Source organism: Kitasatospora sp. NPDC057965, assembly GCF_042887135.1.
Lineage (GTDB): Bacteria > Actinomycetota > Actinomycetes > Streptomycetales > Streptomycetaceae > Kitasatospora.
In genome coordinates, this window is record NZ_JBHVPZ010000005.1 from 24,855 (window position 1) to 44,769 (window position 19,915).

17 protein-coding genes and 1 pseudogene are annotated in these 19,915 nt (G+C 74.1%); 10 read left to right on the forward strand and 8 right to left on the reverse strand.

Features of this window, described 5'->3' with window-relative positions; genetic code table 11:
• Positions 1–93 precede the first annotated feature (93 nt).
• From ACFVVU_RS07825 to ACFVVU_RS07835, 3 genes are read left to right on the forward strand one after another with little or no spacing between them, the layout of a single operon-like run.
• Positions 94–1,242, forward strand: coding sequence for a dihydrodipicolinate synthase family protein (locus ACFVVU_RS07825; protein WP_380688020.1), 1,149 nt, complete (start codon positions 94–96; stop codon positions 1,240–1,242).
• Complete coding sequence (locus ACFVVU_RS07830; RefSeq protein WP_380715117.1) at positions 1,239–2,093, forward strand: sugar phosphate isomerase/epimerase family protein; 855 nt, start codon at positions 1,239–1,241, stop codon at positions 2,091–2,093. Before ACFVVU_RS07825 ends, ACFVVU_RS07830 begins: the two co-directional genes overlap by 4 nt.
• Positions 2,090–3,172 (forward strand): glycerate kinase, encoded by a 1,083-nt coding sequence (locus ACFVVU_RS07835; RefSeq protein WP_380690274.1) that lies wholly within the window; start codon positions 2,090–2,092, stop codon positions 3,170–3,172. The genes ACFVVU_RS07830 and ACFVVU_RS07835 overlap by 4 nt, the downstream gene beginning before the upstream one ends.
• 304 nt (positions 3,173–3,476) lie before the next feature.
• Here ACFVVU_RS07835 and ACFVVU_RS07840 read toward each other — a convergent pair whose 3' ends face one another.
• The 4 genes from ACFVVU_RS07840 to ACFVVU_RS07855 all read right to left on the reverse strand — a co-directional run bounded on the left by ACFVVU_RS07840 (position 3,477) and on the right by ACFVVU_RS07855 (position 6,527).
• Positions 3,477–4,355, reverse strand: a complete 879-nt coding sequence (locus ACFVVU_RS07840) for a biotin-dependent carboxyltransferase family protein (protein WP_387788712.1) — start codon at positions 4,353–4,355, stop codon at positions 3,477–3,479.
• A gap of 127 nt (positions 4,356–4,482) precedes the next feature.
• The gene (locus tag ACFVVU_RS07845; RefSeq protein ID WP_387788713.1) at positions 4,483–5,157 is read right to left on the reverse strand and encodes an allophanate hydrolase subunit 1; all 675 of its coding nucleotides are present in this window, start codon (positions 5,155–5,157) and stop codon (positions 4,483–4,485) included.
• Positions 5,158–5,166: 9 nt separating this feature from the next.
• On the reverse strand, positions 5,167–5,976 hold the full coding sequence (locus ACFVVU_RS07850; protein ID WP_380687093.1) for a putative hydro-lyase: 810 nt from the start codon (positions 5,974–5,976) through the stop codon (positions 5,167–5,169).
• Positions 5,977–6,122: 146 nt separating this feature from the next.
• Complete coding sequence (locus ACFVVU_RS07855) at positions 6,123–6,527, reverse strand: hypothetical protein (RefSeq protein ID WP_387788714.1); 405 nt, start codon at positions 6,525–6,527, stop codon at positions 6,123–6,125.
• Positions 6,528–6,764: 237 nt separating this feature from the next.
• Between ACFVVU_RS07855 and ACFVVU_RS07860 the strand changes: the two genes are divergently transcribed.
• Positions 6,765–7,460, forward strand: a complete 696-nt coding sequence (locus ACFVVU_RS07860) for a GntR family transcriptional regulator (RefSeq protein WP_387788715.1) — start codon at positions 6,765–6,767, stop codon at positions 7,458–7,460.
• A 67-nt stretch (positions 7,461–7,527) separates the two neighbouring features.
• Positions 7,528–8,280, forward strand: coding sequence for a VIT family protein (locus ACFVVU_RS07865; protein WP_380687087.1), 753 nt, complete (start codon positions 7,528–7,530; stop codon positions 8,278–8,280).
• A gap of 36 nt (positions 8,281–8,316) precedes the next feature.
• On the opposite strand, the gene ACFVVU_RS07870 is transcribed toward ACFVVU_RS07865, so the two are convergent.
• Together ACFVVU_RS07870 and ACFVVU_RS07875 are read right to left on the reverse strand one after the other, a co-directional pair.
• On the reverse strand, positions 8,317–8,781 hold the full coding sequence (locus ACFVVU_RS07870; RefSeq protein WP_387788716.1) for a phage tail protein: 465 nt from the start codon (positions 8,779–8,781) through the stop codon (positions 8,317–8,319).
• A gap of 252 nt (positions 8,782–9,033) precedes the next feature.
• Positions 9,034–9,233, reverse strand: a pseudogene (locus ACFVVU_RS07875) (VOC family protein); the annotation flags it as partial.
• Positions 9,234–9,364: 131 nt separating this feature from the next.
• On the opposite strand from ACFVVU_RS07875, the gene ACFVVU_RS07880 reads away from it, so the two are divergent.
• The 3 genes from ACFVVU_RS07880 (at position 9,365) to ACFVVU_RS07890 (ending at position 12,618) form a co-directional block, all read left to right on the forward strand.
• Positions 9,365–10,279 carry a hypothetical protein gene (locus ACFVVU_RS07880; RefSeq protein WP_387788717.1) on the forward strand — a complete coding sequence of 305 codons (915 nt, stop codon included), beginning with the start codon at positions 9,365–9,367 and terminating at the stop codon, positions 10,277–10,279.
• Between the two features lie 61 nt (positions 10,280–10,340).
• Positions 10,341–10,481 carry a hypothetical protein gene (locus ACFVVU_RS07885; protein ID WP_380687081.1) on the forward strand — a complete coding sequence of 47 codons (141 nt, stop codon included), beginning with the start codon at positions 10,341–10,343 and terminating at the stop codon, positions 10,479–10,481.
• Positions 10,482–10,644: 163 nt separating this feature from the next.
• The gene (locus tag ACFVVU_RS07890; RefSeq protein WP_387788718.1) at positions 10,645–12,618 is read left to right on the forward strand and encodes a tetratricopeptide repeat protein; all 1,974 of its coding nucleotides are present in this window, start codon (positions 10,645–10,647) and stop codon (positions 12,616–12,618) included.
• Positions 12,619–12,671: 53 nt separating this feature from the next.
• Here the strand turns inward: ACFVVU_RS07890 and ACFVVU_RS07895 are convergent, their stop codons facing one another.
• Complete coding sequence (locus tag ACFVVU_RS07895) at positions 12,672–13,217, reverse strand: EF-hand domain-containing protein (RefSeq protein WP_387788719.1); 546 nt, start codon at positions 13,215–13,217, stop codon at positions 12,672–12,674.
• Positions 13,218–13,607: 390 nt separating this feature from the next.
• Between ACFVVU_RS07895 and ACFVVU_RS07900 the strand changes: the two genes are divergently transcribed.
• Positions 13,608–15,095, forward strand: a complete 1,488-nt coding sequence (locus ACFVVU_RS07900) for a purine-cytosine permease family protein (protein ID WP_380688928.1) — start codon at positions 13,608–13,610, stop codon at positions 15,093–15,095.
• A gap of 111 nt (positions 15,096–15,206) precedes the next feature.
• On the opposite strand, the gene ACFVVU_RS07905 is transcribed toward ACFVVU_RS07900, so the two are convergent.
• A complete protein-coding gene (locus ACFVVU_RS07905) occupies positions 15,207–17,189 on the reverse strand; it encodes a glycoside hydrolase family 5 protein (protein ID WP_387788720.1) in 1,983 nt (660 codons plus the stop codon).
• A 498-nt stretch (positions 17,190–17,687) separates the two neighbouring features.
• Between ACFVVU_RS07905 and ACFVVU_RS07910 the strand changes: the two genes are divergently transcribed.
• On the forward strand, positions 17,688–19,712 hold the full coding sequence (locus tag ACFVVU_RS07910; protein WP_387788721.1) for a hypothetical protein: 2,025 nt from the start codon (positions 17,688–17,690) through the stop codon (positions 19,710–19,712).
• The last annotated feature ends 203 nt before the right edge of the window (positions 19,713–19,915 follow it).

A 19,915-nucleotide genomic window follows, 5' to 3' on the forward strand; every position in this document is an offset into this window, starting at 1 on the left:
GCCGGCCGCACCCCGGCCGGCCGCCCCGCACCCGGCCGCCGGGGAACCGACCGCCCCGCAGCCGCCCGCCGACGAGACGAATGCGCTGACACCATGACCGAGATCGACCTGCCCGGCCACGGCCGGATCCGGCTGCGCGAGCCCGCCGCGCCGCCCGCCTCCGCCGACCCCGCCCGCTCGCGGACGGCCTTCGCCGCCGCCCACGTGGTCGCCGACCCGCTGGGCGACAACGCCCCCGGCGCACCCGCCGCCGTCGACTGGGACGCCACCCTCGCCTTCCGCCGGCACCTGTGGTCGCTGGGCCTGGGCGTGGCCGACGCGATGGACACCGCCCAGCGCGGCATGGGCCTCGACTGGCCCGCCACCCGCGAGCTGATCACCCGCTCCGGAGCCGCGGCCCGCGCCTGCGGCGGCCGGCTGGCCTGCGGCGTCGGCACCGACCAGCTCGCCCCCGGCGCCCACCCGCTGGACGCCGTCCGGGCCGCCTACGAGGAGCAGCTGACCGTGGTCCAGGAGGCCGGCGCACAGCCGATCCTGATGGCCAGCCGCGCCCTGGCCGCCGCCGCGCGCGGCCCGGAGGACTACCTGGAGGTGTACGGCGGGCTGATTGCCGCCTCCGACCGGCCGGTGCTGCTGCACTGGCTCGGCGAGATGTTCGACCCGGCGCTGTCCGGCTACTGGGGCTCCGCCGACCTCGACGCGGCCGCCGCCACCGTGCTGGAGCTGATCGGCGCGCACGCCGACCGGATCGAGGGCATCAAGGTCTCCCTGCTGGACGCCGACCGGGAGATCGCGCTGCGCCGCGCGCTGCCGCCCGGCGTGCGGATGTACACCGGTGACGACTTCCACTACCCCGAGCTGATCCGCGGCGACGAACTCGGCCACAGCCACGCCCTGCTGGGCGTCTTCGACCCGATCGCGGCCATCGCCGCGGCCGCGCTGCGGGCGCTCGACGAGGGCGACCTCGACCGCTACGACGAGCTGTTCGCGCCGACCGTGCCGCTGGCCCGGCACCTGTTCGCCGCGCCGACCTTCCACTACAAGACCGGCGTGGTCTTCCTCGCCTGGCTGGCGGGCCACCAGGACCACTTCACCATGGTCGGCGGTGCGCAGAGCGGGCGTTCGCTGCCCCACCTGGTGGAGCTGTTCCGGCTCGCGGACGCGGCCGGGGTGCTCCCCGACCCCGATCTCGCGGCCGACCGGATGCGCCGGCTGCTCGCGGTCGCGGGGGTGGCGGCATGAGCGGCTCCCCCGTGGTGAACGGCCTCGACCGGCTGTCGCTCAACCAGATCACCACCAAGGGCTGGAGCCTGCCGGAGGCCGTGCGGGGCTGTGCGGACGCCGGCATCCCGGCCATCGGGCTGTGGCGCGACAAGGTCGCCGAGACCGGCCTGGCCCGCTCCGCGAAGCTGTGCCGGGACGCCGGGCTCGCCGTCAGCAGCCTCTGCCGGGGCGGTTTTCTGACCGCCGACGGGCCCGAGCAGCGCCGGGCCGCGCTCGCCGACAACCTGCTGGCCATCGAGGAGGCCGCCGAACTCGGCACCGACACCCTGGTGCTGGTCGTCGGCGGCCTGCCGGCGGGCAGCCGCGACCTGGTCGGCGCGCGCGCCGCCGTCGCCGATCTGCTCGCCGAACTCGCCCCGCACGCGGGCGACTTCGGCGTGCGCCTGGCGATCGAGCCGCTGCACCCGATGTTCTGTGCCGACCGCGCGGTGGTCTCCACCCTGGGCCAGGCGCTCGACCTCGCCGCCCCGCACCCCGCCCGGCAGGTCGGCGTGGTCGTCGACAGCTACCACGTCTGGTGGGACCCGGCGCTGCGCGAGCAGATCGCCCGTGCCGGGCGGGAGGGCCGGATCGCCTCCTACCAGGTGTGCGACTGGACCCTGCCGCTGCCCGCCGACGCCCTGCTCGGCCGCGGCCACGTGGGCGACGGCCACATCGACTTCCGCGCCCTCACCGACCTGGTCACCGCCGCCGGGTACGAGGGCTGGATCGAGGTCGAGATCTTCAACCAGGAGATCTGGGACACCCCGGGCGAGCTGACGCTGCGCACCCTGATCGAGCGCCACCTCACCCATCTGGCCTCGCCGTGAGGGTCGTCCTCGCGCCCGACTCCTTCAAGGGCACCGTCGGCGCCCGGGACGCCGCCCGGGCGCTGGCCACCGGCTGGCGCTCGGTACGGCCGGACGACGAGCTGCTGATCCGTCCGATGGCCGACGGCGGGGAGGGCACGCTCGACGCGCTCGCGGCGGCCCTGCCCGGCGCCGTCCTGCACCCGGTCCCCGGCTGCACCGGCCCCGACGGGCGGCCGGTCACCGGGCGCTTCGCACTGCTGCCGGACGGCACCGCGCTGGTCGAACTGGCCGACACCGGCGGCCTGCCGCTGCTCGGCGGCGCCCTCGCCCCGCTCACCGCCGGCACCCGCGGCACCGGCGAGACCATCGCCGCCGCGCTGGATGCCGGCGCGCGGCAGGTGACCGTCGCGCTCGGCGGGTCCGCGTCCACCGACGGCGGTGCCGGACTGCTGGCCGCCCTCGGCCTGCGGCTGCTGGACGACACCGGCGCCGACCTCCCGGACGGCGGCGGCGCCCTCCCCCGGGCCGCCCGGCTCGACCGCACCGGCCTGCGCGCCGCCCCGCCGGGCGGTGTCCGGGTGCTGACCGACGTCACCAACCCGCTGCTCGGCCCCGCCGGAGCGGCCGCGGTCTACGGACCGCAGAAGGGCGCCGACCAGGACGGGACCGCCCTGCTGGAGGCGGGGCTGCGCCGCTTCGCCGAACTGCTCGGCGGCGACCCGGACCTCCCCGGCTCGGGCGCGGCCGGCGGCACCGCCTACGGCCTGGTGACCGCCTGGGGCGCCCGGGTGGTCCCCGGAGCGGCGGCGGTGGCCGGGCTCACCGGGCTCGACGAGGCCCTCGCCGGGGCCGGCCTGGTGATCACCGGCGAGGGCCGGTTCGACGGCACCAGCCTGCTCGGCAAGGCGGTCGGCGAGGTCCTCACCCGCGCACGGCGGGCCGACGTCCCCGCCCGGGTCGTCGCCGGTGAGTCCGCCGACCCCGCCGCGCTCACCCTCACGGAGCTGTCCGGCGACCCGGCCGACGCCCGCCACCGGGCCGCCCACTGGCTCACCACCGCCGGCGCCCACCTGGCCCGCACCCACACCGCCGGTTGACCTCTTGCTCCGGCCCGGGAACCACCACGTGCTCCCCGGGCCGGAGCAACGCCCCACCCATGCTCCGCCGGCGTCCCGGCCCGGGCCCTCGCCGGCGAGGCCACCGACCCCGGCACACTCACCCGCACGGAACTGTCCGGCGACCCGGCCGACGCCCGCCACGGCGCGACCCACCGGCTCACCACCACCGGCACCCACCTGGTTCACCCTCGGGCACCCCTCCCCCCGGCGGAGAACAAGAGCGGGAAGCGGCAGCGGAGGGCCGTGGCCGAGGCCGGCAGTGACCGCAGTGGCCCGCGCCCGGTCACACCGGACGGAAGCGCAGGGCCTGCCCGGGTCGGGTCTGGGCGGCGAGCGGGAGATCGTCCTCGTGCACGGTCGCGACGACGGGGTAGCCGCCGGTCACCGGGTGGTCGGCGAGGAAGAGGATCGGCTGCCCGTCCGGCGGCACCTGGAGCGCGCCCGGAACGGCGGCCTCGGAGGGGAGTTCGCCCGGGCGGGCGCGGCGCAGCGCGGCCCCGGTCAACCGCATGCCCACCCGGTCGCTCCGGTCGGTGACCCGGTAGGGCCGGGCGCACAGAGTGGCGAGGGACCCGGGCGTGAACCAGTCGTCGCGGGGGCCGAGCAGGATCCGCAGGACGGGTTCGGCGGGCAGCGCGCGCTGCGGGGCGAAGTCCGCCGCGGGCCAGCCGGCCGTGAGGTCCCCGACCGGCAGGAGGTCGCCGGCGGCGAGCCGGGCGGGACCGATTCCGGACAGCGTGTCGGTGGATCGCGAGCCGAGGACCGGCGGCACGGCCACGCCGCCGCGTACGGCGAGGTAGACCCGCAGGCCCTCGTACGGGACGCCGATGGTCAGCCGGCTGCCGGGGGCCAGCCGGACCGGGGCGTTGAGGTCGACGACGCGGGCGTCGGCGTGGGCGGGGCAGGGCGCGCCGGTGAGGGCGACGGTGGCGTGGTGGTCGAAGTCCAGCACGAGCCCGCCCAGGGGCGCCTCGACGGCCGCGGCGCCCTCCCGGTTGCCGACGAGCCGGTTGGCCAGGCTCAGGCTGCGGCGGTCGGCGGCACCCGAGCGGCCGACCCCGAGCGCGGCGTGGCCGGGGCGGCCCAGGTCCTGGACGGTGGCTCCGAAGCCCGGGTGGATCACTCGTACACGGCGCGTGGGTGCTGTGGGGCTGCCCGTCATCAGGTCCTCCGTGAGGTGCTGGTGGGTCGGTGGGTGGCCGTGGCCCGCGGGGCCCGCCGCAGGCCCCGGGGGGTCCCCGTCCCCGGAGCGGCCGGCTCCGGGGGCGGGTCCGCCGTGGCGGGTCGCGTCACGGGCGGCGTGGCGGGGCCTGCGGGTCCGGCGGGCCGACCGGCGTGAAGCGGACGGTCGTGCCGGGTGTGAGCGGAGTCGGCGGGTGGGCCCCGGGATTCCACAGCGACACGCCGGTGGTGCCGAGCAGGTGCCAACCGCCGGGGGACTCGCGGGGGTAGACGCCGGTGAACTCGTCGGCCACGGCGACCGAGCCCGCGGGGACCCGGGTGCGCGGGACGGTGCGACGCGGAACCCGCAGGACGGGGTCGGCGCCCGTCAGGTAGGCGAATCCGGGCGCGAATCCGCAGAACGCCACCCGGTAGGTGGCGGCGCAGTGGCGGGCGATCACCTGGTGGACCGTCAGAGCGCAGAGCCCGGCGACCTCCGCCAGGTCCGCGCCGTCGTAGCGGACCGGGATCTCGACGGTCCCGGCCCCCGCCCCGTTGGCGCCCGCGGTGGTGGAGGCCCCCGGGTCGACCGTGCGCAGGTCGACGGTGCGCAGGGCCGCGGTGAGGCGGGCCCGGTCGGTGGTCCGGGGGTCGTAGCGCAGCAGGACGGTGCGGGCGGCGGGAACGAGTTCCCGCACCCCGGGCAGTGGGTCGCGCAGCAGCGCGGTGTGCAGCCGGGCCGCCTGGTCGAGGTCGCGGACCTCGACCAGCAGGGCCCGGCTGCCGTACTGGAGGATCTCCATGAGGACGGTTCAGCCCCTCTCGGCGAGCAGGTAGTCACGGTCGAACCGGTCGGTCACGAACATGTGCCCCGGCGCGTGGGTGATCGCGAAGGGCGGACGGGAGGCCATCAGGGCCGACTGCGGCGTGACGCCGCAGGCCCAGAACACCGGCACGTCGTCGGGCCCGATCACGGTCGGGTCGCCGAAGTCGGGGCGCCCCAGGTCGGCGATGCCGAGCTCGGCGTTGGAGCGGTCCCCCGGCTCGCCGACGGCCACCGGTGCCCCGTGCACGGCCGGCATCCGGGCGGTGATCGCCCGCGCGTCGGCGACCAGGTCGCGGGGGACGGGACGCATGGAGACCACCATCGGGCCGTGCAGCCGTCCGGCGGGCGCGCACGGCCGGGTGGTGCGGTACATCGCGACGTTGCGGCCCTCGGTGACGTGGCGCAGCGGTATGCCGGCGTCCAGCAGCGCGGACTCGAAGGTGAAGGAGCAGCCGATGAGGAAGGTGACGAGGTCGTCGCGCCAGTGCGCGGAGACCTCGGTGTGCTCCTGGTACCGGCCGTCGTGCCACACCCGGTAGCGGGGCAGGTCGGTGGCCAGGTCCGCGCCGGGGGCCAGGGCGCTGGTGCGGGCGCCGGGAACGGTCTGTTCGAGGACGGGGCAGGGGGCGGGGTTGAGTTCGGCGAAGCGGGCCACGTCGGCGGCCCAGTCCACGGGCACGCTGATCAGGTTCGCCTGGGTGCGGCCCAGGCACCAGCCGGCCGTGGGCACCGCGGTGCCGGCCCGGAACAGTCCACGGGCGCGGGCGGGTGCGAGGGTGGCGTGGTTCTCGGTCATGGGAGGGATCTCCTTCGTCGGCGGGGCGGGGTTTCTCGACAGGGGGATGCCGGGGCGGTTCGGCGGGGCGTGTCGCGCGGGGTCGGTTGCGCGGGGGAAGCACGGGGGGGCGACGCGGGGGAAGCGCGGGGGCGGCGACCGGCGGGTCAGCGCGCAGAGGGGTCCAGCAGGCCGGAGAGTGTGGTCATCGGCGACAGGGGTCCGAGGACCGCGGCCATGCCGACCCCGCGGTCGCCGAGCCGCACCCCCACCGCCAGGTGGCGGGCGGGCCCCGGTCCGCGGCTGACCGACAGGCTCAGGCCGCGGGCACCGGCAGCGCGGTAGCGTCCGGCGAACAGCGAGAGGGGTCCGGTCACGAGCAGCCGGCCTCCGAGGGTGAGCACCACGGCGGTCGCGGCGACGGCCAGTCGTAGGAAGGGATGGAGGTCCAGCCCCGCGTCGATCACCGCCGCGGACAGCGCGGCCACGACCGGCGAGCGGTCGTACCGGGCGGTGCGCTGAGGTCGGCGGGTACGTCTCCGAGCCGGGCGGCCCTGTCGCGATCGTGGCATGATCTTCCCCCAACTGCGTTGTGGTGAACGCTCTTTCGTCATCGACAGTGACAGCCTCCCGAATCGGCCCGCAAGGCATCGTCGGCACCCGATCCACTTTGTCGGAAGGAGGACGATCCACCAGGAGGATTGTTGAACAATTGCATTGCACCCCCTGGGACCTGACGGGACGTCGCCCGAGGTGGTACGAAGGTGCGACACAGGTGAAGAGCCGGGAGGGGCGCCGTGGACAACGCCATGGAACGCGAAGCGGGCAGTGCGGTCGAGGACTGGGCCGAGGAACTCGCCCAGGCGGGCTGGAGCAGCAAGGCCGAACACATCGCGTCGATCCTGCGCAGGCGGATCTCCGAGGGGAAGCACCTGCCCGACCACCGGCTGCCCGAGGACACGATCAGCCAGGGACTGAAGGTCTCCCGCAACACCCTGCGCGAGGCGTTCCGCCTGCTGGCGCACGAGGGGATCGTCGAACACCGGCACGGCCGGGGCGTGTTCGTCCGCCGGCTGACCGTGGCCGACGTGACCGACCTGTACCGGCTGCGCCGGGTGGTGCAGCCGGCCTCCATCAGGGACCTGAAGGGCCGGGCCGTCGACCTCGGTCAGGCCCGGGCGGCCGTCGAAGAGTCCGAGGCGGCCGGGCCGGAGGCCGACTGGAGGGTCCTGGGCACCGCCAACCTGCGGTTCCACCTGGCGCTCACGGCGCTGGCCGGCAGCCGCCGCCTGGACGAGCTGATGAGCCGGGTACTGGCCGAACTGCGTCTCGTGTTCTACGCGATGTCGGACCTCCGCGAGTTCCACGTCGTCTACGGCGCGCGCAACCGGAGGATCCTGGAGCTGATCGAGGCGGGGGCCTTCACGAAGGCGGCCAACGAGATGACCTCCTACCTGCGGGACGCCGAGCGCGATCTGGTCGAGCGGTACGTCGCGGCCGCGTGACACCCGGTCCGCCGGCGTCGCGGTGGGTCTTCCGCCGTCCACCGCCGCCGGCTGCCATACTCCGCAGATGGGCAACGCGGACGACGACCCGGGGAAACCCTTCGCGGCGGCCGGAAGGCACCGCGGCGAGCCGCACGAGGCGGGCGGCCTGGGCGGCCGGCTGAACTGGCTTCGCGCCGCGGTGCTGGGGGCCAATGACGGAGTGGTGTCGACGGCCGGGCTCGTGGTGGGCGTGGCAGGTGCGCAGGCCACGTCGAGCGAACTCCTGACCGCCGGTCTGGCCGGGCTGCTGGCCGGATCGCTGTCGATGGCCGCCGGGGAGTACGTCTCGGTCAGCACCCAGCGGGACTCCGAGCGGGCGGCACTGGCGCAGGAGCGACGCGAGCTCGCCACCGCGCCCCAGGAGGAGCTCGACGAGCTGACCGGCCTGTACGTCGCCAAGGGCCTGACGCCCCAGCTGGCCCGGCAGGTCGCGGTGGAACTGACGGCACACGACCCGTTGGCCGCGCACGCCGAGGTCGAGCTGGGCATCGATCCCGAGGAGCTGACCAACCCGTGGCACGCCGCCGGGGCCAGCTTCGCGGCGTTCACGGTCGGCGCCCTGCTGCCGCTGCTGGCCATCGTGCTGCCACCGGCCGACGCGCGGATCGCGGTGACCGTGGCCTCCGTGCTCGTGGCGCTCGCCGTGTGCGGCTGGGGTTCCGCGCGCCTTGGCAGGGCACCCGTCCGCCCCGCCGTCCTGCGCAACGTCGCCGGCGGCGCCCTGGCCATGGCGATCACCTACGCGGCCGGAGCCCTGCTGCACGCCTCCACGCTCTGAGGCCCCGCGGCCCGGGAGTCTCCGCCGCGCCGGAACTCAGTACTCGTTCTTGATGACGAAGAACGATCCGCGGATGGTGCCGGCGAGCTTCGACTTCTGCCGTGCGAACTTGAACCGTGAGGCGAGTTCCTCGGGGACCTCCATCCCGTCGGAGAGCTTGAACCCGACCGCCCGCTTGCCGGAATCGTCCACGGTGTACATCACGTTGACCGACAGGCCGCTCTCGTAGAAGACGTAGGCCATCCGGATGTTCTCGACCTGGAACGCGGTGGCTTCCAGCGGCCTGGACGCGATGACGATCTCGCGTTCCTCGCGGAGGACGCGGTGCACCCAGTCGACGACCTCCGCGGCGTCCTCCGCGCGTTCCACCGTGAAGACGTGGTCGTACTTGTTCTTGAAGTAGCGGGCCTCGTTGGCGCGGAGCCCGGCGAGCGCTTCCGCGACGGGTGACGACTCCAGGCCCACGGTCGACACGGTGTCGAAATCCACGGTGTAGGTCATGACGGACTCCCTCTCAACGGCCTCGACGGCATCCATGGCGCCGCGGGCCACGGAGCGGCCGTTCGGGGTGTGCCTCTGCACCGGTCCGGCGACGGCGGGGCGTCGATCGTAACAATCCGCCGCCTCCCGCCCCGGGAACGGCCGGACGGCGTGTCCGCCGCGGCAGGGCCGGCCCCGGCCTCGGCGCTGGTCCCGGTCCCGATCCCGCGGCGGAGGGTTTCCCGCTGCTCACACGCCCGTGACGCCGTCGACTCACTCCCGGTTGCCGCAGGTGTCGTCGAGGACCGCCGTGGTGACCGGCCCTATCGTCACCGGCTCCTGGGTGAAGCGCACGCCCGGACCGCGCAGCCGCTCGGACTCGGCGCGCACGTCGTCCACGGCGAAGGAGCCGCGGGGATCCCGTCGCCGACCAGCGCCTCCTCGTACGGCCCGACGGCGGGGCCCACCACAGGCAAGTCGACGCCTGCCCGTCAACCGGCGGAGCCGCCCCGGGCCGGCGGCCGGTCGGTTCCGTGCCCGTCACCGTCGGCCCGGTTGGCCGTTGACCGTACAGCGGGCGAGCGGCACGGGTAGCGTCTGCGGTATGGGAACGACCGAACGCCTTTGGGCGGCAGTGGTGTTGACGATCGCCTGCCTCGCAGCGAGCGGCTGCTCCGGGGACGTCACCCCGGCCGCGGACACGGCCTCGGGCGCGGCGGGGAGCACGACAGGGAGCGCGGCGGAGGACATCGAGGCCGGCGAGTTCGCGTCCGGTCACCTCCGGAACATCGTCGAGTCGGTGTACATCTCCGGAACCGCGGGGCTGCGCGGCGGCCAGGTGTTCCGTCCCGAGCCGGGAAAGCCGCTGACCCTCTCGCCCTGCCGGCTGGAGCAGCCGCAGGTCGGCGTGCAGATCGCCGACAAGGACCGCGCGGGGGTTCCGGTCGTGCCCGTTCCGGCGCTCTACGAGTTGCGGGTCCCCGCCGAGGCCGACGGTCTGTGGGTGAGCGTGTACGTGCTCGCGCGCGACGCGGACAAGACCAAAGTGCTCACCGACCTGGTGACGGCCGGCCGGGCGTGCGAGCCGCGCAAGGTCACGAGCACCGACCACCCCGCGACGGCGACCGCGCCGGCACTTTCCACGGCGCCGGTGCTGACCACCGCGGGGATCACCTCGGGACCGGACGGCCCCGGCGTGGCCGTGCTCAGCAGGTCGGCCCCCGCCACCCCGGCCACCACCACCCCGCCGAAGACCCCGGGCTGGACCATCGGACCGGACGGGAAGCTCGCGCCCGACGGCGACCTGCTGGCCGCCTCCAAGCCCGGCCCGACGCCCGTCGACTACGGCGAGGCGGTGTTCTACGGCACCAACGGCCGCGTCCTGGTCGAACTGGTCAAGGTCGGCAAGAACCACGTCTCGACGAGCACGTCCGAAACCCCCGCCGCCGAGGAGGCGTACCCGGCCGCGCAGCAGGCCTTGACGGCGCTGCTCGGCGGCTTCAAGGGCCTGCCGGACTGACCCGGCATCCGCCGGAAGCGGAGTCTCCAATTCCTTGACAGGCCATATGACTTATCACACCATGAACGGAGGTCGCCCCGAGTCCCGGCCGACCACCCCCACACCGAAGGAGACAGACATGCGGAAGATGACGATCCGTAAGTCCGGCACCGTCGCGCTGACCGGCAACACCCGCCGGCTCTGGTTCGAGTGGTGCTGGTAACTCCGGCGTACCACCACTGACACCGGTGGCGTGCCGGGCGTTCCAGGAGCCCCGGCGCGCCACCAGGCGGCCGCCGCCGCCCGGAAGCGAGAGCCGCCGACGGCCACCGGCAGCCCGCGGCGGGCGCCGCTGGCCCGCCGGCGCGAGGAGGATTGAGTCGAGCATGCGGCACGTCTGGCTGGAGGCGCCCCGGCCCCGGGACCGGCGCGCGGCGACCGCGGGAGTCGAAGGGCTCCTGGGCGCCTTCGACTGCCGGGTCTGGCAACGCGGCCCCTACGGCGGAGTCGGTGAGTTCGTCCGCCGCCTCGTCCTCGACCTGGAGCACTCCCCGCTGGTGGCCCGCCACCAGGTCGAACTCCTCTGTGCGGTAAGGGACTTGAAACCAGCGATGCCGTGGGCCGCCGAGGCCGTCGCGGCCCTGGACGTCGCGGACGTCCAGATCAGGTTCCACCCGGCCCGGCGCACCCGCCATCTCGCCTACGGGATAGGCGAGTTCGTCGCGGCCTGGGCGGCGGAGCGCAGGGCGCCTGCCGCCGTCGTACTGGACCGGCTGGACCAGGCGGACGCCACCACCGTCGAGCTCGTCGACGTCCTGCTGCGGCGCGTCGACCCGTCCCGGCTGAGGCTGTACGTCGGTGGCGCCTCGCTGCCCGACGCGCTCGCGGAGACCGTCGCCGAGTTCGCCCGGCCCCTGGCCGTCGCCCCGTCCGGGCCGGCCACCGAGGACGCCGCCCCGGCCCACGGCCCCGTCTGGCACGACGAGCGCGCCGACGAACTCGCCGCCACCGGCGAGTGGTCCTGGCAACTGGGCGCGATCCCCTACCACCGCGAACGGGGCACCCGCCCGGCCACCGACGGTGTCGACGCGCTGCGCACCGCCCTCGGCGCGGCCCTGAACAGCGGCTTCTACGAGCACGCCGTCCGGCTCGCCGAGCGCGGCCTGCCGCTGGTCACCCCGTCGGCGGACACCCGGAACTGGTGGGCCTTCACCACCATGCTGGCCACCGCGCTGACCGCCCTGGACCGCCCGGCGGAGGCGCTCGCGCTCTACGACCACGCCCGGCAGGTCACCGACGAGCCGAGGATCCACCAGTCCGCCGCCTACTCCACCGCCATGCTGCACGCCCGCCACCTTCCGGCGGCCGCCCGGGACCTGGCCGCCGCCCGCACCTGGCTGGAGCGCGCCCTCACGCTCGCCGGACAGATCGACGACCCGCGCGAGCGCACCGTGACCACGGTCTTCCACCGCCAGGGCCTGGCCCTGCTGGACAGCCGGGCCGGCGACCACGCGGCGGCGCTGCGGACGGTCGAGGAGGGCATCGCCAGGCTCGCCGAGACCCTGGCGCCCGGCGAACGTCCCCAGGACCGCGCCCGGCTGGTGCACAACCGGGCCCAGCTGCACCTCGCGCTGGGCGATCCCGACCGCGCGCTCGCCGATCTCGACACGGTGATCGCGCAGGACCCGCAGAACGCCGAGTACTACGTCGACCGGGCCGCCCTCCACCGGGCCACCGGACGGGCGGACGATGCGATCGCCGACTACGGCACCGCGATCCGCCTCGGTCCGCACCTTCCCGAGGCCTACTACAACCGCGCCGAGACCCACACCGACCTGGGCCGGCCGCGGGCGGCCCTGGCCGACCTCGACCGGACCCTGCGGATCGCCCCCGACCACCTCGACGCGCTGGTCAACCGGGCCGGCCTGTACCTGGACAGCGGCGAACCCGACCTCGCCGAACGCGACGCGAACACGGGCCTGAGCCTGTCCCCCGGCCAGCCCCACCTGCTGTGCGTGCTCGGCCTGGTCGAGTCCGAACGCGGCCGCCACCCCGAGGCCGAGGCCCTGCTCACCCGGGCCGTCGAGCGCGCCCCCGACCTGCCGACCGCGTGGGCCAACCGCGCGGCGGTCCGCTTCGAACGGGGTGACGTCCCCGGCGCCGTCGGCGACCTGGACCGCGCCATCGCCCTGGACCCCGACCCCCTCGCCCTCTACAACCGGGGACTGGCCCACCGCCGGCTCGGCAACCGGTCCGCCGCCGTCGAGGACTTCACCCGCGCACTTGCCGCCGACCCCGGCCCGGACCCCGAGCTGCGGGCCGAACTGCACGCCGAGCTGGCCCGGGAACGGGCCTGCTGAACCCCGCCCCGGGGCCGACCACGGGCCGGCCCCGGAACGCCGCCACTCAGCCGCTACTCGATGGGGCCGATCAGCCAGTTCCCCGGTGCGTTCTCGTCGGTGCTCAGGTAGAACTCGGTGATGGCCGTCCTGAACTCCTCGTGGCTGATCGCCCCGTTGCCGTCCCGGTCGAGCCGCCGGAACGCCTCCCCCGAGTGCTCGGGCGGGATTCCCAGGGCGCTGTACATGCGCACGTACTCGTCCTCGCTCAGCTCCCCGTCACCGTTGGTGTCCAGCGCGCGCATCAGAGCGTCGGCGATCGCCAGCACCGCCGTCCCGAAGTGCTCCGGAGCCGTGACGTTGACCTCCATGACGTCGAGGAACTCCTTGCGGGTGATCCTCCCGTCCCCGTCGGCGTCCCCGTGCGCGAGCAGCACCCGCCACCACTCCTCGAACGCCTCCCGCATCGCCGAGGCGTTCTCCCGGTCGTCGTCCGCGGCCAGCCCGCCGAAGAGATCCCCCATCGCCTGGAAGTCGTCCTGCGTGAGCAGGCCGTCACCACCCTGGTCGAACCAGTCGAAGAGCATGGTGAACTTCTGCTTCTTCACCTTGGCCGGCATGCCTTCTCCTTCGCTCCCGCCCGACGGCGCAGCCCGCCGGCCCGCCGCGGCTCCCGACGCACGTTAGGTCGAAAGCGAACGGCGAGGCCATGACCCGGGGGGAAGTTCACACCTTCGATGGAACAGCGCACCATCGAAGGTGTGGTCCGGGCGCGAGGGCGAGGTGCCGATCCCCGCCGGTTTCATGGTGCAACTGTTCCTGTGCCCGACCGCCGGCACGGTGGCGCACTTCGTGATCCAGCCGTAGGGACGGTGCGTCCACAACTGGGCCGAGGATGGAACCGAAACGGACAAAGTAGGATGAATAGACTCCCGCGCTATGCGCGGAGAGATCCATAAATGATCCATTTTGCCATTCATCTCCCGCTTCACATGCACGGAGCCATCCTCATGGACAATCCGTCCACCGCCGACACCGGCGGCGCCGTCGAGACCCGCGGTATCGAGCCCGTCCCGGACCACGAGCGCCGGGGCAGGGTCCGCGAGCTCTTCCCGACCTGGGTCGCGGCCAACATCAGCGTCCTGCTTCTCACCATGGGTGCGGCCCTGGTGGTGTTCAACCGGTTGAACTTCTGGCAGGTCCTGGTCGTCGCCGCGTGCGCCGCACTCGTCTCCTTCGGCCTGGTCGGCGTGGTGTCGGTCTCCGGGAAGTGGGGCGGGGCCCCCGGTGCCACGCTCTCCCGGGCCACCTTCGGGGTGCGCGGCAACCTCTTCCCCGGTGCGATCCTGTGGATCGCCCGGTTCGGCTGGGAGACGATCAACGCCGTCACCGGCGCCTACGCCGTGCTGACCGTCCTCGACCTGCTGTTCGGTGTGAGGAGCAACACCGCGCTGATCGTGGTCACGCTCGTCGGCTTCGTCGCCGCCACCTTCCTGGTCTCCGGGCTGGGCCGCAAGGCGCTGAACATCTGCAACACCTGGTCGACGTACCTCTTCGGCGTCTTCAGCGTCCTGGTGCTGGGCTACCTGATCGCGACCATGCCCTGGAGCGAGGTCTTCGCCAAGCCCGCGGGGACCACCGCGATGATGATCGCCGGCATCGGGACCATCGCCGCCGGCGGCATCAGCTGGGTCCCCACCGGCCCGGACTTCGCCCGCTACCTGCCGCACTCCGCCTCCGGCCGGAAGATCGTCGGCGTGACGGTCTCCGGTGCCGGCCTGGTGATGGTGCCGATGGTGCTGATGGGCGCCGTGATGGCGGTGGCCTCCCCCGGACTGGCCGACGCCGCGGACCCGGTCTCCTTCCTCGGCGACCTGCTGCCGACCTGGCTGGCCGTGCCGTACCTGCTGACCGCGATCGTGGGCATGCTGCTGATCAACAGCCTCTCCATGTACTCGGCCGGCTTCACCGCGCAGACCATGGGCGTGAAGCTGCCGCGTGCCATGGCCGTCAGCATCAACGCCGTGATCTCGCTGGTCGCCGGCCTGCTGCTGATGCTGGTCGCCAAGAGCTTCCTGGGCTCCTTCATCACCTTCCTGATCCTGCTCGCCGTCTCCTTCTCGGCCTGGATCGGCGTCTACGCGGTGGACATGTTCCGGCGCCGCAGGCGCGCGGTGCGCTACGACGCCGAGGCGCTGATGGACACCAGCCGGAACAGCCGCTACTGGTACACGGGCGGCTTCTGCTGGCAGGCCATGGTGTCCTGGGTGCTCGCCCTGCTGACCGGGCTCGCGTTCACCAAGTGCGACTGGTTCGCCGGCCCGCTGTCCGGTACGCCCATCGGCCGGTACGGGCTCGCCTGGGCGGCGACCATCGTCATCTCCGCCGTGATCATGGCCGTGCTCCCCACCCCCCGGGAGAAGACCCCGGCCACCGGGTCGGCCACCGAGCCGGCCTCCGACCTTCAGGTGGAGCGGGGCGAGGCGGTCACCGTCTGACCCCGCGGACACCCCCGGACCGCCCGGTCGCAGGCTCAGTGGAGCCGGCGGCCGGGCGGTCCGGTTCTGCCACGTATGGGCAGCGCCCACTGCGGCGGGGCGCCGGCGGGGTCAGGCCGGCGGGCGGCAGAGCAGGGCGTCCGGGACGCCGTAGTGGAGCCACTTCCAGGTGTAGGCGACGCCCGCGACGTACTCGGTGTCGGCGCACTGGCCCTTGTAGTGCCCCGGGGCCCAGTCACTGCCGGTGGAGCCGCCGGTGGCCGGGCGGTTGTCGCCGTGGTCGAACCAGACGGTCCGGCCGGTGCGGGGCAGCGGGGTGGCGGACGGGGCGCAGAGCAGGGCGGACATGGCGTTCCGGTTGACGCTGTAGCCGACGGCGAAGGTGCCGGCGGGGCACTGGAGCTTGTCGTAGCCCGGAGCCCAGTCACCCTCGGTGACGTAGCGCTGGTCGGCGACGGTGACCCAGGTGCCGCCGCCGGTGGCGGGCGAGCCGGCGTCGGTGCACAGGCCGCGGCTGTCGCCCCGGCCGAGGCCGACCAGGCGCTGGCCGTCGGGGCAGTTGCCCTTGCGGTTGCCGCTGCTCCAGTCCGGCAGCGCCAGCATGCGACCGGAGACGTTCTGGTCGCCGTGGTCGAGGTCGAGCATGTTCCAGTGGTCCACCGGCGCGACCCGGCCGCGGTACGAGGGCGCGTCGAGCAGCTTGTTCCAGTCGGCGGCCCGCCAGTCGCCCGGGTCGCCGAGACCGATCCGCCGGCCGTCGGCGTCGTAGGAGAGCAGGGCCCAGGTGTCGTTCGGGACGCCGCCGCTCTGCCAGCCGACCAGCGGCCAGACGGCGAAGTCGGTGTCGTTGGCGGCGAGGATGTCGGTGAAGCGGTCGAACCAGCCCTGTTCCGCGGTGTTCGTGGAACCGCGTCCGGCGGCGCCGAACTCGCTGATCCACACGGGCGCGGTGAAGTGCTGCCCGGAGCGGGTGACGAAGAGCGCCTGCTCGTCGACCACGCGCGCCAGCTGCTCGGGCGTGAAGTCCTGGTAGCGCGGGTCGTTCGTGGCACCCGCGCCGCCGGCCGCGCCGGTGTTGGCCGGGCCGGTGTAGGCGTAGAAGTGCGCGGCGTAGACCAGCTTGTCGGACCGGACGAGCGTGTTCGACAGGGTGGCGACCGGGGCGAGCACCGGGCGGCCGTGGGAGAACCCGGCGGCGGGGATGCCGTACCAGTTGATCCCCTCCATGATCACCAGCATGTCCGGGTCGGCCCGCAGGATCCGGTTGCCGGCCTCCTCGAAGGCGGCGTACGCGTCGTGGCCGTCGCCCATCCCCCAGTTGGGGTCGTCCCAGACGTCCCGGCGGACCTCGTTGCGCAGGTCGGCGCCGACGACGCGCTTGTCGGCCTGGTAGCGGTTCACCATGAACAGCCAGTCGTCCTCCCACTGCTGGGTCGTCTGGCCGCTGTTCCACCGCTCGTTGCCGTCCAGGCCGCAGCAGAACCGGTAGCCGGTGGTGTGGTTGTTGAGGATCACCGCGAAGCCGTCGGCGGTCAGCGCGGCGACGACGGCGTCGTACACCTGGAGCGGGGTCCTGCCCCTGAGCTGCGGGTTGGCGGTGACGGCGGCGTCCGGGACCGGGGTGGTGTCGTGGATCATCGCGTTGGCGAACGGGAGCCGGACGCTGTTCAGGCCCAGCCCGTGGAGGTCCGCCAGGATCCGGCCGATCGGCGCCCGGTCCAGACCGAGCGGGATGTTGTACGACACCTGACGGGCCTGGTTGTTGGCCGGGTCGGTGGTCGAGCCGCTGCCCTCCCAAGTGCCCTGGGCACCGGCCCAGTTGCCCGCCTTCAGCTTGAACCGGTCACCGCTCGCGTCGACGATGTAGCGGCCCCGTGTGCTCAACGGGCCGGTCCAGGAAGCGGCGAGCGCGGCGCCGTCCAGGACCGGCGCGGTGGCCGCGGGGGCGGGCGGGGCCGCGTACGGGGCCGCGGCCGGCCGCGCGGTCGCCGGGGCGGTGGCCGCCGTCCCGGCGAGGAGGGCCACTGCCGCGACGGCGGCCGCGAGGCATCGGCGTCGGATCCGCGGCACGCGGGCCGGACTGCTGGGGTTCACGAGGTCTCCATCGGGAGCGGGGGCAGGGAGTGCTGACGGTACGTCCGACCGGCACCCATGAACAGGGGAGCCGCCCGGCGAGCCAAGCCTGCGCGGCCGGTCGGATCAATCCGGGGCCTTCCCCATTCATTGCCGCACGGCGGGCGGAAAGAATAGGTAGTCCGATACGCCCGGCGATGCGCACGGAGATCGGCCCTCGGCAGCAATTCACCGTTCCGTGCGCGAATGTGATCACTGGTCGGATCGTCCGATTTCGCCCTGTCGGAGCCTCCGGGACCGAATCGCCCGGGGCGCCGCATTAACCGCGGGGGAAAGGCCTGTTCCCGAATCGTGAAATCTCGGTAAGCGCAATCCGAGAACCGTGCGAACCGGTCAGCGGAGCCGTGGGCGGCTGCTAAGTTACCCGTCGGTCAGGAGCGGCGTGCGGCTGCTCCGGCCGTCGTGCCTCACCGCAAGTCACCACTGCTCCAGCACCGTTGACCGGAAGGGACCCTCCACGTGACCGTGCGCAAGCTGACCCTGTCAGCAGCCGCGACAACCACCGTGCTCCTCCTCTGCGGCACCGTCCTGAACGGGGCGGCGGTGGCATCGGCCGCCGCTGTCACCACGACCACCGCGACCACGGTGGCCGCCGTGAACGCCGTGAACGCCGTGGACGCCACTTCGCCCACTTCGCCCGAGTCGCCCGGTGTGCCGGCGACCCTGGCACCCCCGAGCTCCGACACGGCCTCCGACACCACCACCGGAACGGCCGCGGCCACGGTGGCGACCCCGGCGCAGGGCAGCGCGCCGGCCACCGCCACCACCGCCCCCGGCCTCACGCTCTCCGCGTACGACGCCGGCACCGGCACCGCCGAGCTCGCGCCGGTCGCGGCCGACGCGCAGTCGCCGTCCGGCCCGGCCGCGGCCCCGGGCGCCGCCGAGACCGCCGCGGCCGCCGTCCGACCCGGGCAGCTGATCGACAGCCCGCCCACCCCGGCGGCCCCGCAGGGCGCGCTGGTCGCCGTCACCGGCGTGCAGCCGACCACCGACGGCAAGGTGGCCGTCACCACCCGCCCGGCCACGCTCCCCGAGCTGCTCGGTGCGACCAGCACCAGCCTGCACAGCGCCGTCAGCCCCAGCGCCTTCCAGGTCCAGCCGCAGATCGGCGGCGTCCAGGTCACCACCGACCTCGGCGCCACCGCCGGCCGGGGCTCCGTCTCCGGCAGCCTGGGCCTCAGCGCCGACACCACCGTCCCGCTGCCGAACGGCTCCTCGGCGAGGCTCTCCGGCTCGGTCTCGCTCACCCCGGCCGTCGACTTCTCCTACCGGGGCGGCCTCGGCCTGATCGACCCCCAGCAGGCGCGGATCGGCTTCAGCCTGGGCGCCCACGCCGACTGGCACGTCAGCGCGGACCTCACGGCGAGCGCCGCGGGCATCCGGATACCGCTGGCCACGTACAGCGCCAGTCCCGTGGTGATGGTGGGCCCGCTGCCCGTCGTCATCAACCTGAAGTTCACCCTCTCCGCCGACATCGCCGCCGACGGCACCGTCACCCTCGACGCCGAGCAGACCTACGACGGCCAGTGGGGCGTCCACTCCGACTACGTCAAGGGCCCGGGCTGGACCACCACCACCGACCCCGGGACCTCCACCGTCACCCCGCTGCGCCTCGACCTCAAGGGCTCCGCCTCGGCAAAGGCCGGCCTGCTCGCCGAGGGCTCCATCGCCCTGTACGACACGATCGGCGTGAAGGCCTCGATCGAGCCGTACCTGCGGGCCGCTGTCAGCGGCTCGGTCGTCCTCGGCGGCGCCAGCGGCACGCCGGAGGTCAACGGCACGGCCGCGCTCTACGGCGGAATCAACATCAACGGAGCACTGACGGCGCAGCTCGCCGTGCTCGGCACGCCGATCCTCTCGGCCGATCTGCCCTTCCTCGCCTTCCACCGCGAATGGCTGCTCACCTCGGCGAGCACCGGCCCGAACCCCCCGCGCCTGGTGGACTGGACCGCGCTCAGCTCCGGTCTGGGCGACGACCAGCACTCCGCCCACCTGAGGACCCGGCCGGACTGGGACCCGTACGCCCTCAAGGCCTCCTGCCCGGACGGCGGCCGGCTGATCGGGCTCAGCCACGGCGGCGACGACGGCCTGTGCACCGACGCCACGAAGGCGGACCTCTGGGACGCCGGCCACGCGTTCGTCGTCGACCACGGCGGCACCTACGTGACCGGCGACTGGGCGCCGGGCTACACGAAGGCCCAGTGCCCTGCCGGATCCTTCGTGTCCGGATACGGCCGCAACGGCCGGACGATGAGCGTTTTGTGCGCCAGGTCGGCCACTCCGCTGGGCACTTCGAGCCGCACGGTCTGGTTCGACAAGGGCGACAACCGCCCCGCGGTGCCGGGCGGCGGTGACTTCGCGTACGGCTTCGCCAAGGGCCAGTGCTCCAACGACGAGTTCATCGCGGGCGTGGCCTACAGCCAGCCCTGGTGGCAGCTGTGGGCGGCGCGGCCGTACGCGCTGCTCTGCCAGAAGCTCGCCTGAGCACCGCCTGAGCACCGCCTGAGCGCCCCCGCTCGGGCGAGCGGAGCGGTCCGGCCCCGAGCGATCGGGGCCGGACCGCAGGCGGACCCCTGGCCGACGCGATGCCACAGACGCTCGTCGAGCGGAGTCACCCGCCCGGTCGGTTCCGGGGTGGGCCCGAGGGGGCGTCAGTAGTCCCCGGCGGGGGCGGCGTCGGATCCCTC

Bases quoted from the DNA above. Each gene is read 5' to 3' on its own strand.
- ACFVVU_RS07825 (WP_380688020.1), top strand. From the start codon at position 94: ATGACCGAGATCGACCTGCCCGGCCACGGCCGGATCCGGCTGCGCGAG.
- ACFVVU_RS07830 (WP_380715117.1), top strand. From the start codon at position 1,239: ATGAGCGGCTCCCCCGTGGTGAACGGCCTCGACCGGCTGTCGCTCAAC.
- ACFVVU_RS07840 (WP_387788712.1), bottom strand. From the start codon at position 4,355: ATGACGGGCAGCCCCACAGCACCCACGCGCCGTGTACGAGTGATCCAC.
- ACFVVU_RS07845 (WP_387788713.1), bottom strand. From the start codon at position 5,157: ATGGAGATCCTCCAGTACGGCAGCCGGGCCCTGCTGGTCGAGGTCCGC.
- ACFVVU_RS07850 (WP_380687093.1), bottom strand. From the start codon at position 5,976: ATGACCGAGAACCACGCCACCCTCGCACCCGCCCGCGCCCGTGGACTG.
- ACFVVU_RS07855 (WP_387788714.1), bottom strand. From the start codon at position 6,527: ATGCCACGATCGCGACAGGGCCGCCCGGCTCGGAGACGTACCCGCCGA.
- ACFVVU_RS07860 (WP_387788715.1), top strand. From the start codon at position 6,765: ATGGAACGCGAAGCGGGCAGTGCGGTCGAGGACTGGGCCGAGGAACTC.
- ACFVVU_RS07865 (WP_380687087.1), top strand. From the start codon at position 7,528: ATGGGCAACGCGGACGACGACCCGGGGAAACCCTTCGCGGCGGCCGGA.
- ACFVVU_RS07870 (WP_387788716.1), bottom strand. From the start codon at position 8,781: ATGACCTACACCGTGGATTTCGACACCGTGTCGACCGTGGGCCTGGAG.
- ACFVVU_RS07880 (WP_387788717.1), top strand. From the start codon at position 9,365: ATGGGAACGACCGAACGCCTTTGGGCGGCAGTGGTGTTGACGATCGCC.
- ACFVVU_RS07885 (WP_380687081.1), top strand. From the start codon at position 10,341: ATGAACGGAGGTCGCCCCGAGTCCCGGCCGACCACCCCCACACCGAAG.
- ACFVVU_RS07890 (WP_387788718.1), top strand. From the start codon at position 10,645: ATGCGGCACGTCTGGCTGGAGGCGCCCCGGCCCCGGGACCGGCGCGCG.
- ACFVVU_RS07895 (WP_387788719.1), bottom strand. From the start codon at position 13,217: ATGCCGGCCAAGGTGAAGAAGCAGAAGTTCACCATGCTCTTCGACTGG.
- ACFVVU_RS07900 (WP_380688928.1), top strand. From the start codon at position 13,608: ATGGACAATCCGTCCACCGCCGACACCGGCGGCGCCGTCGAGACCCGC.